Origin of the sequence: Neorhizobium sp. BT27B, from assembly GCF_050455485.1 — a bacterium.
Classification (GTDB): Bacteria; Pseudomonadota; Alphaproteobacteria; order Rhizobiales; family Rhizobiaceae; genus Neorhizobium.
This window is the reverse complement of the sequence record NZ_JBCIYT010000004.1, coordinates 500,335-515,338: the sequence shown is the minus strand read 5'-3', so window position 1 is coordinate 515,338 and position 15,004 is coordinate 500,335. Positions and strand designations below refer to the sequence as shown.

Below are 15,004 nucleotides of genomic sequence, written 5' to 3'. Positions count from 1 at the left end.
TTCGTTTCTTGTTTTATGGCGCCGGCAATCGTTGAAATCCGTCAGGTGATGACGGTCAGATCCTCCGGCAGGGCGGTCAGCACTTCCGGTGCGCCTTCCGTCACCAGCAGCGTGTGGCCGACGCCCATGGCAAGGCCGGTATCGGCGTCGCCATTCATCACGTGATAGAAAAGCGTCATGCCGGGCCGGCATTCGGTCGGATTGCCGGAATAGATCATCGGCGGCACATCCATGCTGGTCGGCGCAAAGGTGCAACCGACCGAATAACCGGTGGCGCCGTAACGGGCACGCTTGTAGCCGCCCTTGTCGAGACCATCGGCATAGACATCGAAGATTTCGCCCAGCGTCGTGCCCGGGCGGGCGATCTCGGTCATTTTTCGCAAGGTCTCCATGCCGACGTCGTACATCTTGCGATGCGCATCGGAGACTTTTCCGAACAGGATGGTCCATTCGGTCTTCACGTTGTAACGGCGGTAAGCCACCGGATATTCAACGAGGATCTGATCCTGCGCTTCCAGCCGGCGCGGATCGGAAACACCACGGCCATAAACGGCGCGCGGGCCGGAATTGAACAGCGGCGCATTGGGCGGCATGTCGGCGCCCTGCCCGAGGATCGAGGTCAGGTAGACGGCCTTCAGGTCGCTATCGAGCGCACCGGGGCGAGCCGCCGCAATGACCGCCTCCAGCGACGTATCGAGAATGCGCGCCGCCTTGCGGGTGTATTCGATTTCGGCCGGCGACTTGACGACACGCAGCCAGCGGATCAGGTGACGATCGTCTTCAAGCGTGCACCAGTCTCCGATCGTCTGCTGGGTGCGATAGAGGTTCCAGCCGGTGAGGCCATGGGTGTTCAGCTCGATGGCAATCCTCTTGCCGCCAAGACCCAGCTCTTCGAGAATGACCTTCAGGTCGGCGGCCGGATTGGCATCCTCGGCATCCCACCAGATGCGGATATCCTCGATGACGCTGGTCTGGCGCGCCTGCACCAGATCCGGGCGGCGCGTCAGAAGGATCGGGGCGCGGCCATCGGTCGGCACAACAAGGCACTGGTAATAAACGAAGCCGCCGGTGTCGTAACCCGTCAGCCAGTACATGCTTTCCTGCGCGAAAACGAGCATCGCATCGACGCCGCGCGCGGCCAGTTCCGCCCGCAGCACGTCCTGCCGCTGAAGATGCTCTTCGCGTGAAAATGGCAGGTTGGGCGCGACAATCGAATTCACAATCACATTCCCTCTTATCGGCTTGAAGCCTGTTATTGCGTCAACCTACGGAATGGTATACCAGTCGTCAACCATCGGAATACAAAATTTCGGCACGCTTAAAAACTGTGCACTTGACCTGCGCGGATAGGTTGGCGAGATGACAATGCGAGGTTGATGTGGCACCGAATCGTCACACAGAGATGCCGCTGCCATGCGGGAGGAAGAGACAGAGACGATGCTGATCGAGACCGACAAGCGCCTTGCCCTTCAGGCTTACGAACAGATCCTCAACCTTGTCCTTTCCGGGCAGGCAAAACCGGGCGTGATGATCACCGAACGGCGGCTGGCCGAAACGCTGAACATGTCCCGCACCCCGATCCGCGATGCGCTGCTGATGCTGGAAGGCGAAGGCCTGCTCATTCGCCAGGGCAGAAGCGGATTGCAAGTCAAGCAGATGCGCATCGAGGACTACATGGATGCGCTGCAGATCCGCCAACTGCTGGAGCCGGAGGCGGCAAGGCTGGCAGCCGGCCATATGCAGCCCGAGATTTTGGGCGCTCTGGAAATCGACCTGAAGGACCTGCTGCACAATGCGACGGCGCCCGACGGCAAGCCGGATCGTGGATCGGTGCGCGATGTCGATGACCGTCTGCATGACGGCATCGGCGAGGCAGCGGGCAATCCGCAACTGGCGCAGATCATCCGCACGCTTCGACGCCAGACCCAGATTTTCGACCTGCGCAGCATTCCCGAGCGTTTCGAAGTCACCTGTCAGGAACATCTCGCCATCGTGACCGCCCTACGGGACGGCCGGGCAGACGATGCCGCCGATGCGATGCGCCAGCACCTTGCCCATGTTCGAGACAGCATTATCAAGAGATTGGCCCGCTGATGATTGCCCATTCAGAAGCAGTGCAGCGGCAGACGCTGGAGCAATCCAACCATGCGCCGGTGGATATCGCCCTTGCTGAGCGGCTGTTCGACGAATTGAAGCGCCGCACCGGCAATGCGCGCGGCATTACCCGAACATCCTTCGGTCTTGGCGAGCAGATTGCCCATGACATGGTGCGCCGCGAGGCCCGCAAGCTCGGCCTCGAGATTAAGACCGATCCGGGTAGCAACCTTTACATGACGCTGAAGGGTCGCGAAGAAGGCCCCGGCATCTTCATCGGCTCGCATCTCGATTCCGTTCCGATGGGCGGCAATTTCGACGGTGCTGCCGGCGTACTGATGGGACTTGCCGTCGTATCCGGCTACGTGCGCGGCAACATTCGCCCGCCGCGCGACATCACCATCATGGCGATCCGCGCCGAAGAAAGCACATGGTTCGGCGCCTCCTATATCGGCAGTCGCGCGGCGTTCGGAAAGCTGACGGCGCGTGAACTCGATCAGGTCACGCGTTCATCCGATCAGATATCGCTTGGCGCGGCAATCGATGCGGCCGGTGGCGATACCGCCTTTCTCAAGACCGGCACGTCCTATCTCGATCCGGCCGATATCGCGATGTTCATCGAACCACATATCGAGCAGGGGCCGGTTCTGATCGAACGCGAGATACCGCTCGGCATCGTCACCGGCATTCGCGGCTCCTTCCGTTTCCGTGAGGCGGAATGCATCGGCACGTATGCGCATTCGGGCGCGACGCCGCGCGAATATCGCAGCGACGCCGTGCGGGCGGCGGCGGCTCTGGTGACGGAACTGGACAAGGCATGGATCGCGCTGGCGGAAGCCGGTGCGGATCTCGTAGTGACCTTCGGGCAATTTTCCACGGATGCCAAGGAGGCCGCCTTCAGCAAGGTTGCCGGCAAACTGAGTTTTGCGCTCGACATCCGCAGCCAGCAGCCGGAGACGCTGACGGCGATGCAGACCATCGTGCGCGATACCGTGGCGCGTATAGAGGCCGCGCATCAGGTGAAATTCGAGCTTGGCCGTTTGACCGACAGCAAACCGGCACAGATGGATGATGCTATCGTGCAATCGTTCGAAGCGCTGGCTGCCGCGCATGGCATAGACACATTGACCATGGCCTGCGGCGCCGGACATGATGCTGCGGTGTTTGCCGATGCCGGGGTACCGACCGGCATGCTTTTTATTCGCAACGCCAATGGAAGCCATAATCCGGACGAGCAGATGGACATCGCGGACTTTGCCGAGGCGGCCCGCCTGCTTTCCGCACTCTGCCTCGATCCGCCGCTGGAGAGATGAAATGCCACATTCGCCGCGCAAGTGCCTGATCGTCCAGCCAATCGCCGAAACGGCGATCCGCCTTCTGGAAAGCCGAGGGCTTCAGGTTCATACCGCGGCAGATACGCGCCTCGATACGCTTCGGCCGCATCTTGCCGAGGCAGAAGTCGTCATCACCCGCAACCACGGTCTTTCGGCCGACGAGATTGCCGCCGCTCCCAATCTGAAAGTGGTCGGCGTTCATGGCACCGGCACTGACAAGGTGCACAAACCATCGCTGGCGCAACGCGACATACCGCTGGTGAATACGCCGGGCGCCAATGCGCAATCGGTCGCCGAACTGGTGATGGCGCTGATCCTCGGCTGTTCGCGATCGCTGATCGCCGCCGACCATGCCTCGCGGACCGGAAACGGCAATTTTCGCGTCACCCATCCGACATTCGAGATTTCGGGACGCCGGCTGGGGCTGATCGGCTACGGCAATATTTCCCGGCTGGTCGCACGCCTGGCACTGGCTTTTGGCATGCAGGTTGCGGTTTCGTCGCGTTTCACACCGGACGCGGATCTGATCAAGGACGGCATATTGCCGATGCAGGATATCGACCAGCTCTGCGAATGGTCCGACATTCTGTCACTACACGGCGTGCCCGAAGCGACGCCGACGATCGATGCCCGCCGGCTTGCGATGCTCGGCCCGCAAGGGCTGCTGATCAATACGGCGCGCGGCACGCTGATCGACGAACAGGCGCTGGCGGATGCGCTCAACACCGGCACCATCGCCGGTGCCGGGCTGGACGTGCTGCACCATGAACCGATCGAGGACGGGCATCCGCTGCTAAAATGTCCCAACCTAATCCTGACACCGCATATCGGCGGTTCGACACGGGAAGCGCTGGAAAAGACCGGGATGCAGGTGGCGACCAAGGTTCTGGCCGAACTGGACAGGATCGGCGATGTCCAACCCGCCTGAGATAAGCTACCCGCGCATCATCCGGGCGGGTGACCGTGCCGTCACGGTGGAATTTTCCAACACGATCGACGAGACCTCGAACCGGCTGGTTCTGGCGCTCGATGCGTCTCTTTCGACAGAACCGCCCGCAGGGCTACTGGAAACGGTTCCGACCTATCGATCGCTCACCGTGATCTATGATCCGCAAGTGGTGCGAGGTTCGGTGATGGCAACGGAACTGATGCAGCGTGCCGCCTTGAAGGGCGCCGCCGATATGGGCGGACGGATTTTCGAGTTCCCCATTGTTTACGGGGGCGAACATGCGGCCGATCTCGATGATCTGGCACGGAAGAAAGAGCTATCCGTTGAGGACATCATCCGCCTGCATCTGGGAGCCGAATACCGGGTCTACATGATCGGGTTTTCGCCGGGCTTTGCCTATCTCGGCGGATTGCCCGAAATCCTGCATACACCGCGGCTTGCCGTTCCGCGCCAACGTATCGAAGCTGGTGCCGTCGGTATTGGCGGAAAACAGTCGAGTATCAATTCGCTGCCCGGCCCGAGCGGCTGGCGTTTTATCGGCCGCACGCCGGCAAAACTGTTCGATGCGAAACGCGACGTGCCGTTTCTTCTCGTGGCCGGCGACCGCATCCGTTTTCGCCGCATCGAGGCGGACCAAGCTGCAGATCTGGATCAGCGCGCGGCGAAAGGTGATGTCATCGTGCGGGAGATTGCTCCGTGAGCAGAACTCTGAAAATCCTGCGCCATGGTCCGCTGATGACCATTCAGGACGGTGGCCGTTACGGCTTTCGGGCGTTCGGCGTTTCCACGTCGGGCGCGATAGACCGTGCATCTCACGCCATTGCCAATGCGCTTGTCGGCAACGATTTTGAGGCCGCTGCCATCGAGTTCGCTCTGGCCGGTGGCGCGATCGAGGCCGATGAGGACGTTATGATCGCGGTGACGGGCGGCGCCTGCCGGATCGAGATCGACGGGCAGCCTGTTGCGCCGTGGGAAAGCCATATCCTGCGCAAAGGCCAAAACCTAGAAATCGGCGCCCTGCGCGGCGCCGTCTGGGGATATCTCGCCATCTCGGGGGGTATCACCACGACACCGGTGCTGGGCAGCCGTTCCACGCATCTGCGCACCGGGCTTGGTGGCCTCGACGGACGCAAACTTGCAGCGGGTGACGTGTTGCCCCTCGGTAAACCGGGCGATCTGGAACTGCTGGCACTTGGCCTGCCCTATTTTCGCAGGCCGGAGCCGATCACGGTCGTGCCGGGTCCGCAGGACGACTATTTCGACCGCGAGACATGGGCGACCTTCACCACCGGGCCGTTCGAGGTGACCGCGTCGCGCGACCGGATGGCGATGGTGCTGGACGGGCCGCCGCTGACGGCTGACAAGGGACATGACATCATTTCGGACGCGACCGTGGTCGGCTCCATTCAGGTGCCGGGTTCCGGCAAACCGATCGTGCTGTCCGCCGATGGCCAGACGACCGGCGGTTACCCCAAAATCGCCACTGTCGCCTCGGTCGATCTCGCCCGCCTTGCGCAAATGCCGAGCGGCCAACATTTCCGGTTCAAGGCGATTTCCGCCGATGCTGCCGAAGAGCTTTTTATCCACGACCAGAAACGCCTTGCGGACGCGCTCAACAGTCTCTGCCGTCCGGGTGACAGGCGGTTTTGGGGCTAAATATTGGACAAACCGGGCGCAATCCTCCAGCCGTTGTCTTCCAGACCCACCCGCAAGGTTTTTGCCATCTCCACCGCGCCCGGTGTATCGCCATGCACGCAGACGGAATCGATAGGCACCGACAGAGTTTTGCCGGAGGTCGCGGTGATCCGTCCTGCCGACACCATCTCCATGACGCGTTCGACAAGCATTTTCGCATCATGGATGACCGAACCCGGCTCGGAGCGCGGCGACAGGTTGAACGTGTCGGCATAGGTGCGGTCGGCATAAATCTCGTTGATGGCGGTCAGGCCCAGTGCATCTGCGGCGCGCGCGGTCGCCGTGCCCGGCATCACCATGAAAGCCAGCTTTGGATCGACCGCCTTGATGGCGCGGGCAACGGCCAGCGCCATGGCATCGTCATCGGCGCAGACATTGCCAAGCGCGCCATGGGTTTTCACATGCGTCATCGGGTGATCTTCGAGAGCGCAGACCGCGGCAAGTGCGCCGACCTGATAGGCGACCAGCGTTTCCACCTCCGACACGGTGACGCCGGGCAGACGGCGGCGGCCAAAACCGATCAGATCGCGATAACCGGGATGCGCGCCGACCGCCACACCACGCGCCTTCGCCAACCGCACGGTGGCCCGCATGATATCCGGATCACCGGCATGGAAACCGCAGGCGATATTGGCCGTGCTGACGATGTCGAGCATGGCGGCATCATCGCCCATCGCCCAGGGGCCAAAACCTTCGCCGAGATCGGAATTGAGATCGATACGCATGCCTGCCCTTTCGTCTGCTCCGTACTATCGCACAACAGCGTCGCCCCGACATCGGATTTCGCGATTGCACCACGAACACCATCGGTATACCAATGGTGTTCAGAAATTAAAACGGGGAATGACATGGCAGGGCGCCTTCTTTATCTCGGCAATGGCCGCAAATTTCAGTCGGTTGCCAAACTGGATGACAGGTTCGAGGCGTGGGGCCTGAAGGTCGATCGATACTGGGCCTATGACGGCCAGTTTCCGGCTTCGCTGGATGGTTATGACGGCATTTTTCTGTCCGGCAGCGCCCATGGCGCCTATGAAGACGTGCCTTTCATCCTGCGCGAACACGAACTGATTCAGGAGGCTGCGGAGAAGCAGATTCCCATGCTCGGCATCTGCTTCGGCAGCCAGATTCTGGCTTCGGCGCTGTGCGGCAAGGATCAGGTGTTCCGCCGCACCTCCTGCGAGATCGGCTACAAGGACCTGCCGCTGACCGAAGCTGCCGCCACCGACAAGCTGGCCCGCGACCTGGTCGAAAACGTCCACATGTTCGTCTGGCACAATGACGAGGTGAAGGCGCAGCATCCGGACATGACGGTGCTGGCTTATTCCGACGACTGCCCGAACCAGATCTGGCGTTACAAGGACGAGGATATCTGGGGCATTCAGGGCCATCCAGAAGTCACCAAGGCGCAGGCCGTGATCTGGTTCGACGAAAACCGCGAGCGGATGGAAAAGGACGGCGCCAATATCGACGACCTGAAGGCGCAGGCGCATGAGGCGGCGGAAGCCAAGACCATGCTGACGCGCTTTGCCGAACTCGTCCAGAACGGCTGATCCTCAAGGAAAATGACAATGGTAAAAACTGCCTACTGGTTCGAACGCGAAGAATTTCTCGAGCGCCTTGCCCGTGTCCAAAAGACGCTGCGGGAAAAGCAGCTGGATGGCCTGATCGCCTTCCTGCCGGAAACCGTGACCTGGCTGACCGGTTATTTCACCCGCGCCTATGGCACGCTGCAATTCGCCATCATTCCGGCCGAGGGCGAACCGACCCTGTTCTGCCGCGATGTCGAGGAATATTATCTCGACAGCACCTGCGTGTTTTCAGACCGGGTGATGTGGAGCGACAGCGACGACCGCATGAAGGTGGCAGCCGACGCCATTGCCAGCCGCATCGGCAAAACCGCGAAGCTCGGTATCGAACTTTCCGCTTGGCCGCTGTCTGCGGGTCGTTACGAATATCTGAAATCGGCGCTTCCCGGCATCGAATGGCAGGATGAAAGCCTGATGACGCCGCGCATGCGGTTGATCAAGTCACCCGCGGAAATCGCCTATCAGCGCCGCGCCGCCAAGGCGGCCGAAGCCGGCATGCAGGCGGCGATCGACAGCGCCGCCGTCGGTGTCAGCGAACGCGAAATGGCCGCCGAAGTGTGTGCCGCGATGATCCGCGCCGGCAGCGACCTGCCCGGCCCCGGCGTGATGTCTTCCGGCGAGCGCGCCTTTCATCTGCATGGCGGTTATTCCGACCGGATTCTAGAAGCCGGCGATATCGTGCAGATCGAAACGACGCCGAATGTCCGGCATTATCACGCCCGTTTCATGCGGCCGATCCGCGTCGGCCCCGTCCAGGACGACGACCACAAGGTTGTCGAGCAGCTCATCGCCATTCAGGATGCCGCCATGCGCGAGGTGAAGCCGGGTGTTTCCGCCGGCATTCCCGACGCGATCTATCGCGACGGCGTGCTGTCTGCGGGCCTGCGCGAAACCTATACCAACAAGACCTTCTATTCCGTTGGCCTGCTGCTGCAGCCCAATGGTGGCGAACCACTGGAAGCGGCGGCCGGATGCGACTGGGTTTTCGAGCCGGGCCAGACATTCCACACCTACGTTCTGGCGCGCGGATTCGGCATGTCGGAAACCATCGCCATTACCGAAACAGGCTATGAAAAGCTCACCCACTTTCCGCGTCAGCTGTTCGTGAAATAGCAAACACTTCCCGAGAATTAGCGGCGCATTGGCAAGCAAAAAATGACCGATGCGCCGCTGATGGCATGAATGCCGAAAATGAGACTGCCGAACCGCTGCACGTGATCGCAACACACTTGCAAGGGCGGACGGCAGACCGCATGGTACGCGCTTTGAATTCTTGTTCTGGAACTGCCGTTTTCCGGCCGTGCCGGGAAGAACGGAGACGGAGCGGTGGAACTCAAATGGTTGGAAGATTTCCTCAGCCTCTCGCATTTCATGAATTTTACGCTGGCTGCCAATGACCGCAACATCACCCAATCGGCACTCAGCCGCCGAATCCGCCAGCTGGAAGAATGGGCCGGTCTGCCGCTGATCGACCGCTCCACCTATCCGGTCCGGCTGACCGAAGCGGGTCAGAGCTTTCTGCCACGGGCGAGACGGGCCGTGGATTCCATCGTCGCGCTGCGTGAGGAAACCCGCCAGCGGCATGAGGCTTCCGACGAAATACTGTCTTTCGCCACGATGAGCACGCTGGTTCTGACGTTCTTTCCGGTCTGGATGGAAAGGATAGAGGCGAATGGCGCACCATTCCGCACACGGTTTGCTGAGGCCTATTCGTCCTTTTCCGGCAATGTTTCGAAACTGTTTCGCAACGAATGCGATTTCCTGCTGACCTATGCGCATGACTGCGTGCCGGCGATCCGCGATCTGGCCGATTACCCCTGCCTGACGCTCGGTTCGGAACGGGTGATCGCCATCTCCGCACCTGACAACAACGGTGAACCGCTGCACCGGCTGACGCTCGACGGTGAGCCGGTGAATTATCTGAGTTATCGCGACAGCTCGTTTTTCGCGCAGGCATTGCCGAAGGCGATTTTCGAAAAGGCGCCCTTCCGGCTCAACACTGTTTATGAAAACGCCATGTCCGCCGCCCTGAAAGCCATGGCGATGGCCGGTCATGGCCTTGCCTGGATACCGGAAAGCCTTGCCGTCAACGAGATCCGGAGCGGCCAGCTGGTGCGGGCTGCGGAACCGGAGCACGACATTACGGTCGAAATCCGCCTCTACAGATCCTATCGCCTGCGTTGCAAGAGTGCCGGCCATTTCTGGAAACGGGCGGAAGAGGTCGGCATTCTGACCGACCGTGTTTCGCTTCCGTAATTCACGTCAAGCCGCAACCGACTGGTTGTCAAACAACGTGCCGAGGAAACGCAGATCCTTCTGGTTTTCGAGGGACTGCAGACGTGAATGTATCGTCTCGGCGCCGGCCACATCGTTCAGGCAATCGAAAAATTTCGTGCGCTGATCGGCTTGCGAAAACGGATTGGCGATGCCGCCGCGTGCTGCCGCGCGTTGGGTTTCGAGAATCGTGCCATCCATCAGCGTGATCTTCAGCGTGTGGGGAAGATAGCTCATCGCCTCGGCCTCTTCCGCAGCGCTGTAATGTGTCATGGAAATTTTCGGCAGCAACGCGTCCTTTGCAAAAATCTCCACGGCATCAGGTGTGAAATCCGACAATGAAAGCGTTTTTCTGCGCAGCGCCAGAGCAAGGCAATATTGCATGGAAAAACGTGCCTGCATTTCATCCTTCGGCTCGGAATAGGCAAGATTGCGGTAATTGGCGATGCCGACATGGCATTCGGCGGAAACGATCGCATCCGGATCGATATCCGTGTCCTTCATCAGGTCGAGCACCGCATCGACGATGAGATGCGTGGAGCCGCAGCAGGGATGCAGCTTTGGCATGACGCCGACCGTTTCCACCGTGTGATCGCGCGTCGCGGCAATCTCGGCGATATCATAGCCTTTAGGGTTTTCACCGCCGAACATCTCCAGAAACCCCTGTTCGCCTTCGAGAATATCGAGACGACCGCGCAGACCTTCCGCCGCCAGCAGCGCGGCTTCCACGGCATTGCGCGCCGCCATGCCGGCGTGGAACGGCTTCACCGGCGTGCCGAACTGGCCCTTGGTGCCGGAGGCCATGCTGGCGCCAAGCGAGAGTGCTCGGGCAATGCCGGCAGCATCGAGACCGATGAGTTTTGCGACACCGGCCGCCGTGCCGATGCTGCCGACCGTGGAAGTGCCGTGCCAGCCGGCCGTGTAATGCGAGCCGGCGACGCCGCTGCCGACAAAGGCCTGTGCCTGCAAGGCCACAAGATATGCATCGACCAGCGCCTTGCCGCTGGTATTGACGCGATCCGCCACCGCCAGCAGTGCCGGCACGATGACGGCGGAGGCGTGGCTCATGCCGGGACGAAAATTATCGTCGTAATCGAGCGCATGCGCCGCCGTGCCGTTGATCAGGGCCGCGACGGAGGGCGATTGCCGGCCACCGGTGACAAGCGCCGCCTCACCTGCCAGCTGCCAGCCGAACGCGCGGGAAACCGCCAGCGTGCTCATATCGTTGCGGCCGGCGTAAAGGCAGGCGATCGTATCGCTGATCGCTTCGCGGGCAAGGCGACGGGCCGTTTCGCTGGTGGCAGGTGGTGCGGCGCACCAGGCTGCGATGGTTTCGATGACGGTCATTGCGAAAACTCTTTCTGGAAAAATGGACATGCACCATCCCGGCCGCGCCGGGAGCACGGTTCATGGGAAACAAATGTTTGCAGGCAGCCGCACTCAGGACGTATCGTCGAGCGCTGCCAGAAGATGGCGCAACAGCTTTCCGACGCCGAAGCGTGTGACATACCGTCCTTCCTTTTCGGTATCGACGCGGTGGATGACGACCATGTCCAGCGCCGGCATCACGAGGCAATAATGCCCGCCGGCACCGTTGGCGGCATAACTGCCTTTCGGCGTGATGACGCCCGGCAGAAACACGCCCTCACGCTCCAGCCACCACATATAGCCATAACCACCAAGAGCGCCGGCATGCGAATAAGGCAGCACACATTCCTGGGCCCAGCCGGCAGGCAGAACGGCTGAGCCGTTCCAAACACCGTTTTGCAGGTAGAGCTGACCGAAACGGGCGAGATCGCGGCTCGACATGCGGAAGGGGTAGGCGCGATGTTCGCTGATCTGAAAACTCTCGTGCCAGCCATCCGGCTTTTCGCCGTCGATGGTGAAATCCTGCATGCCGATCGGCCCGGCGATGCGGCGGAGGAAGGATTGATGCACCGATTCGCCGGTCAGCTTTTCGAAGATCGTGCCAAGCGCGTTGAAATCCCAGTTGTTGTAACACCAGAAAGTGCCCGGCGCGTGCGAATGGCGCCTCTCCTTGATCATGCGCATCCATGGCGTTTCATAACCGGCCGGATGGTAGATGCCGGAACGGGCCGTCAGCAGATCATAGATGGTTGCCTGTCGCTCGACCGCGCTTAAACGCTGGCGATCGTCGATATCCAGACTTTCCAGCGTGGCCGATAGATCGATCCGCCCCTCCTCCACCTCGAAACCGATCAGAGCCGCCAGAAAGCTCTTGCGCATCGAATGGCAGAGAAACTTTTGTCCCGCATCACAGATCGACAGGACCACCTTGCCGTGGCGGATGACGAGCAGCATGTCGGTGGCCTGCGATGCCGCCACAGCGCGCACCGCTTCCAGTTTCTTCTCGCTGAACCCTGCGGCAGCGGGATTTTCGTAGGCTTGCCAGTCGGCACCCGGATTGGTTATCGACGTCTCGGCAGAGGATGGCACCCTGCTCATGCCGCCACCTCCGGGCTGCGCTCCACGGCCTCGACACTCGCCTGCAGAAACTCCCGCGTGTAATCCTCTTTTGCTTCGGACTTGCGGATCTGCTGCGACGTCAGTTCTTCGATGATACGCCCCTTGTACATCATGCCGGCGCGCTCGCAGATATGGGCGATGACCGCCAGATCATGGCTGACCATGAGATAGGTGAGGTTTCGCTCCACCCGCAGGCGTTTCAGGAGATTGAGGATTTCCGCCTGTACCGAGACGTCGAGCGCCGAGGTGGGCTCGTCGAGCAGCAGGATCTCTGGCTCGATGATCAGCGCACGGGCAATCGCCACACGCTGGCGCTGGCCGCCGGAGAGTTCGTGCGGATACCGATAGCGGAACGAGGCGCCAAGACCGACGGCATCCAGCGTTTCGGCGATACGTTCCGAATGGCGATCGAAGCCGTGAATGCGCAGCGGCTCGGAAAGGACCTTTTCGACGATCTTGCGGGGATGCAGGGAACCGTATGGATCCTGAAACACCATCTGGGCGCGGCGGAAGAAATCCTTTTCGCGCTTTTTCGGCAGTTCGCGATCATTGAGGGTGAGCGCACCGTCATAATCATCGTTGAGGCCGGACAAGGCCCGCAGGATCGTCGACTTTCCGCAGCCGGATTCGCCGATCAGGCCGTAGGCCTCGCCCTTGCCGATGCGGAAGGACACGTCATCCACGACGCGGTTGCGGGCATGTTGCGGACCAAAGCTGATGGAGAGGCCAATCGCCTCGATAAGCGGTCTTGTCTGTTTCATGGCCGGTGTCATGCCAAAACTCCATTGCGATAGACGGGACCATCAAGCCATGCCGGATCACGCACAGGCACTTTCAGTTCCTCGGTTTCGCTGTCGAGGCGCGGCAGGCTCTGCAACAGTGCCTGCGTATAGGGATGCTGCGCCTTGTGCAGGTCCTTGGCCGGCAGATCTTCCATGATGCGGCCGGCATACATGACGAGCACCCGGTCGCAGAAACCGGCGACGAGATTGAGGTCATGGCTGATGAACATCAGCCCGGTCCCGCGCCGCGTTACCAGTTCATCCAAAATGGTCAGAACCTGACGGCGTACCGTCACATCCAATGCCGAGGTGGGTTCGTCGGCGATGATCAGATCCGGCTCGGGGATCAGCATCATGGCGATCATGATGCGCTGGCCCATGCCGCCGGACACTTCGTGCGGAAAGAGGGTGAACACCCGCTCGGGATCGCGGATCTGCACCGATTCCAGCATGGCGAGCGCCTTTTCCCGCGCCTCTGCCTTCGGTGACTTGTGGTGCAGGCGATAGGCTTCGACAATCTGCTGGCCGATCCGCATCAGCGGATTGAGCGAATATTTCGGGTCCTGCAGGATCATCGAGATGTGATTGCCGCGGATCTTGCGCATGTCCTTTTCGCTTGCGGCGAGAAGGTCGGTATCCTTGAAGCGCATGTGGGCGGCGCTGATGGTCGCCACTTTTGGCGTCAGCTTCAGGAGCGCGCGGCCAGTCTGGGATTTGCCCGAGCCGCTTTCGCCGACAATGCCGACCTTTTCCCGGCCAATGGTGAAGGACACGCCGCGCACGGCATCAAACGTGCGCTGCGGTGTCTCGAAGCGGATCGTCAGATCCTTGACGTCGATAAGGGGTGCAACCTCGGGCTTATCCATGGCGGGGATCCAGTACGTCGCGCAGGCCATCGCCCAACAGATTGAAGGCAAGGCTGGTGATGAGGATGGCGGTTCCGGGAATGGCGGCGATCCACCAGCTGGTCATCACGAATTCACGGCCCGACGACAGCATCGTGCCCCATTCCGGGCTTGGCGGCTGGGCGCCGAGACCGAGAAAACCGAGGCCGGCGGCGGTGAGGATGATGGCCGCCATGTTGAGCGTGACGCGCACCACGACCGAGGGAATGCACATCGGCATGATATGGCCGAAGATGATGCGCAGGCTGGACGCCCCCTGCAAGCGCACGGCGGCAATGTAATCCGACTTGCGGATGGTCAGCGTTTCGGCGCGGGCAAGGCGGGCGATCGGCGGCCATGAGGCGAGCGAAATGGCGATGATGGCATTCTCGATGCCAGGCCCAAGCGCCGCGACGAAGGCAAGCGCGAGGATGAGGTTGGGGAAAGCCAGAAACACGTCGACGATGCGCATCAGCACCGTATCGACCCAGCCGCCGAGATAACCGGCCGTGGTGCCGACGATCAGGCCGATCGGCGCGACGATGACGGTGGTCAGAAGCGCGATGTAAAGCGTGATACGGGCGCCGAACAGGAGGCGGCTATAGACATCGCGCCCGAGTTCATCCGTGCCGAGCCAATGCTCCATCGATGGCGCCAGCAGGCGTGTGGCAAGGTTCTGCTCGAAAATGTCATGCGTGGCGAGCAGCGGCGCGAAGGTGGCCGCGATCAGCAGAATGACGATAACGCACAATCCGAACAGCGCGGAACCGTTGGCGCGCAACCGCCGCCATTGCAGCCAGAGTTGCTGCATGCGGGCATGCGAGGGCGAGGTCGGAACCGGCGCGCGCAGCCAGGCCGCAAGCCCGGTATGGGCAGCGGCGGCAACGGCCGGCGAAGTTATGGCTTTGTCAGTCATGGC

General features: G+C 61.2%; 15 protein-coding genes. 8 read left to right on the top strand and 7 right to left on the bottom strand.

The window, feature by feature from the left end:
- Nucleotides 1-41: 41 nt before the first annotated feature.
- Entirely contained in the window at nt 42-1,220 is a 1,179-nt protein-coding gene (locus AAIH70_RS14105) for a M24 family metallopeptidase (RefSeq protein ID WP_132274589.1), read from the bottom strand.
- Between the two features lie 217 nt (nt 1,221-1,437).
- Here AAIH70_RS14105 and AAIH70_RS14100 point away from each other — a divergent pair, with 217 nt between their 5' ends.
- From AAIH70_RS14100 to AAIH70_RS14080, 5 genes are read left to right on the top strand one after another with little or no spacing between them, the layout of a single operon-like run.
- Nucleotides 1,438-2,094, top strand: coding sequence for a GntR family transcriptional regulator (locus AAIH70_RS14100; protein ID WP_165932031.1), 657 nt, complete (start codon nt 1,438-1,440; stop codon nt 2,092-2,094).
- Nucleotides 2,094-3,407, top strand: a complete 1,314-nt coding sequence (locus AAIH70_RS14095) for a hydantoinase/carbamoylase family amidase (RefSeq protein WP_132274594.1) — start codon at nt 2,094-2,096, stop codon at nt 3,405-3,407. The genes AAIH70_RS14100 and AAIH70_RS14095 overlap by 1 nt, the downstream gene beginning before the upstream one ends.
- A gap of 1 nt (nt 3,408) precedes the next feature.
- A complete protein-coding gene (locus AAIH70_RS14090) occupies nt 3,409-4,356 on the top strand; it encodes a hydroxyacid dehydrogenase (protein WP_165932032.1) in 948 nt (315 codons plus the stop codon).
- Nucleotides 4,340-5,077, top strand: coding sequence for a 5-oxoprolinase subunit PxpB (gene pxpB, locus AAIH70_RS14085; RefSeq protein ID WP_132274600.1), 738 nt, complete (start codon nt 4,340-4,342; stop codon nt 5,075-5,077). Before AAIH70_RS14090 ends, pxpB begins: the two co-directional genes overlap by 17 nt.
- A complete protein-coding gene (locus AAIH70_RS14080) occupies nt 5,074-6,033 on the top strand; it encodes a biotin-dependent carboxyltransferase family protein (protein WP_132274603.1) in 960 nt (319 codons plus the stop codon). The genes pxpB and AAIH70_RS14080 overlap by 4 nt, the downstream gene beginning before the upstream one ends.
- Here AAIH70_RS14080 and AAIH70_RS14075 read toward each other — a convergent pair.
- Entirely contained in the window at nt 6,030-6,797 is a 768-nt protein-coding gene (locus AAIH70_RS14075) for a LamB/YcsF family protein (RefSeq protein WP_132274606.1), read from the bottom strand. The two genes, AAIH70_RS14080 and AAIH70_RS14075, sit on opposite strands and share 4 nt — an antisense overlap.
- A gap of 123 nt (nt 6,798-6,920) precedes the next feature.
- Here AAIH70_RS14075 and AAIH70_RS14070 point away from each other — a divergent pair, with 123 nt between their 5' ends.
- The 3 genes from AAIH70_RS14070 to AAIH70_RS14060 all read left to right on the top strand — a co-directional run bounded on the left by AAIH70_RS14070 (nt 6,921) and on the right by AAIH70_RS14060 (nt 9,914).
- Nucleotides 6,921-7,622 carry a type 1 glutamine amidotransferase gene (locus tag AAIH70_RS14070; RefSeq protein ID WP_132274608.1) on the top strand — a complete coding sequence of 234 codons (702 nt, stop codon included), beginning with the start codon at nt 6,921-6,923 and terminating at the stop codon, nt 7,620-7,622.
- An 18-nt stretch (nt 7,623-7,640) separates the two neighbouring features.
- Nucleotides 7,641-8,771, top strand: a complete 1,131-nt coding sequence (locus AAIH70_RS14065) for a M24 family metallopeptidase (protein ID WP_132274611.1) — start codon at nt 7,641-7,643, stop codon at nt 8,769-8,771.
- 213 nt (nt 8,772-8,984) lie between these two features.
- Entirely contained in the window at nt 8,985-9,914 is a 930-nt protein-coding gene (locus tag AAIH70_RS14060) for a LysR family transcriptional regulator (protein ID WP_132274614.1), read from the top strand.
- Between the two features lie 6 nt (nt 9,915-9,920).
- Here AAIH70_RS14060 and AAIH70_RS14055 read toward each other — a convergent pair whose 3' ends face one another.
- The 5 genes from AAIH70_RS14055 to nikC all read right to left on the bottom strand — a co-directional run bounded on the left by AAIH70_RS14055 (nt 9,921) and on the right by nikC (nt 15,001).
- Complete coding sequence (locus tag AAIH70_RS14055; protein WP_132274617.1) at nt 9,921-11,279, bottom strand: MmgE/PrpD family protein; 1,359 nt, start codon at nt 11,277-11,279, stop codon at nt 9,921-9,923.
- A 93-nt stretch (nt 11,280-11,372) separates the two neighbouring features.
- Nucleotides 11,373-12,398, bottom strand: a complete 1,026-nt coding sequence (locus AAIH70_RS14050; RefSeq protein ID WP_132274620.1) for a serine hydrolase domain-containing protein — start codon at nt 12,396-12,398, stop codon at nt 11,373-11,375.
- Nucleotides 12,395-13,180 carry an ABC transporter ATP-binding protein gene (locus AAIH70_RS14045; RefSeq protein WP_207908256.1) on the bottom strand — a complete coding sequence of 262 codons (786 nt, stop codon included), beginning with the start codon at nt 13,178-13,180 and terminating at the stop codon, nt 12,395-12,397. The genes AAIH70_RS14050 and AAIH70_RS14045 overlap by 4 nt, the downstream gene beginning before the upstream one ends.
- Before the next feature lie 8 nt (nt 13,181-13,188).
- The gene (locus tag AAIH70_RS14040) at nt 13,189-14,067 is read right to left on the bottom strand and encodes an ABC transporter ATP-binding protein (protein ID WP_132274625.1); all 879 of its coding nucleotides are present in this window, start codon (nt 14,065-14,067) and stop codon (nt 13,189-13,191) included.
- Complete coding sequence (gene nikC / locus AAIH70_RS14035; protein ID WP_132274628.1) at nt 14,060-15,001, bottom strand: nickel transporter permease; 942 nt, start codon at nt 14,999-15,001, stop codon at nt 14,060-14,062. The genes AAIH70_RS14040 and nikC overlap by 8 nt, the downstream gene beginning before the upstream one ends.
- Nucleotides 15,002-15,004: the final 3 nt, after the last annotated feature.

What these genes read in the sequence shown, in the direction of transcription:
- AAIH70_RS14100 (WP_165932031.1), top strand. Translation starts at nt 1,438, where the DNA reads ATGCTGATCGAGACCGACAAGCGCCTTGCCCTTCAGGCTTACGAACAG.
- AAIH70_RS14095 (WP_132274594.1), top strand. Translation starts at nt 2,094, where the DNA reads ATGATTGCCCATTCAGAAGCAGTGCAGCGGCAGACGCTGGAGCAATCC.
- AAIH70_RS14090 (WP_165932032.1), top strand. Translation starts at nt 3,409, where the DNA reads ATGCCACATTCGCCGCGCAAGTGCCTGATCGTCCAGCCAATCGCCGAA.
- pxpB (WP_132274600.1), top strand. Translation starts at nt 4,340, where the DNA reads ATGTCCAACCCGCCTGAGATAAGCTACCCGCGCATCATCCGGGCGGGT.
- AAIH70_RS14075 (WP_132274606.1), bottom strand. Translation starts at nt 6,797, where the DNA reads ATGCGTATCGATCTCAATTCCGATCTCGGCGAAGGTTTTGGCCCCTGG.
- AAIH70_RS14070 (WP_132274608.1), top strand. Translation starts at nt 6,921, where the DNA reads ATGGCAGGGCGCCTTCTTTATCTCGGCAATGGCCGCAAATTTCAGTCG.
- AAIH70_RS14065 (WP_132274611.1), top strand. Translation starts at nt 7,641, where the DNA reads ATGGTAAAAACTGCCTACTGGTTCGAACGCGAAGAATTTCTCGAGCGC.
- AAIH70_RS14055 (WP_132274617.1), bottom strand. Translation starts at nt 11,279, where the DNA reads ATGACCGTCATCGAAACCATCGCAGCCTGGTGCGCCGCACCACCTGCC.
- AAIH70_RS14050 (WP_132274620.1), bottom strand. Translation starts at nt 12,398, where the DNA reads ATGAGCAGGGTGCCATCCTCTGCCGAGACGTCGATAACCAATCCGGGT.
- AAIH70_RS14045 (WP_207908256.1), bottom strand. Translation starts at nt 13,180, where the DNA reads ATGAAACAGACAAGACCGCTTATCGAGGCGATTGGCCTCTCCATCAGC.
- AAIH70_RS14040 (WP_132274625.1), bottom strand. Translation starts at nt 14,067, where the DNA reads ATGGATAAGCCCGAGGTTGCACCCCTTATCGACGTCAAGGATCTGACG.
- nikC (WP_132274628.1), bottom strand. Translation starts at nt 15,001, where the DNA reads ATGACTGACAAAGCCATAACTTCGCCGGCCGTTGCCGCCGCTGCCCAT.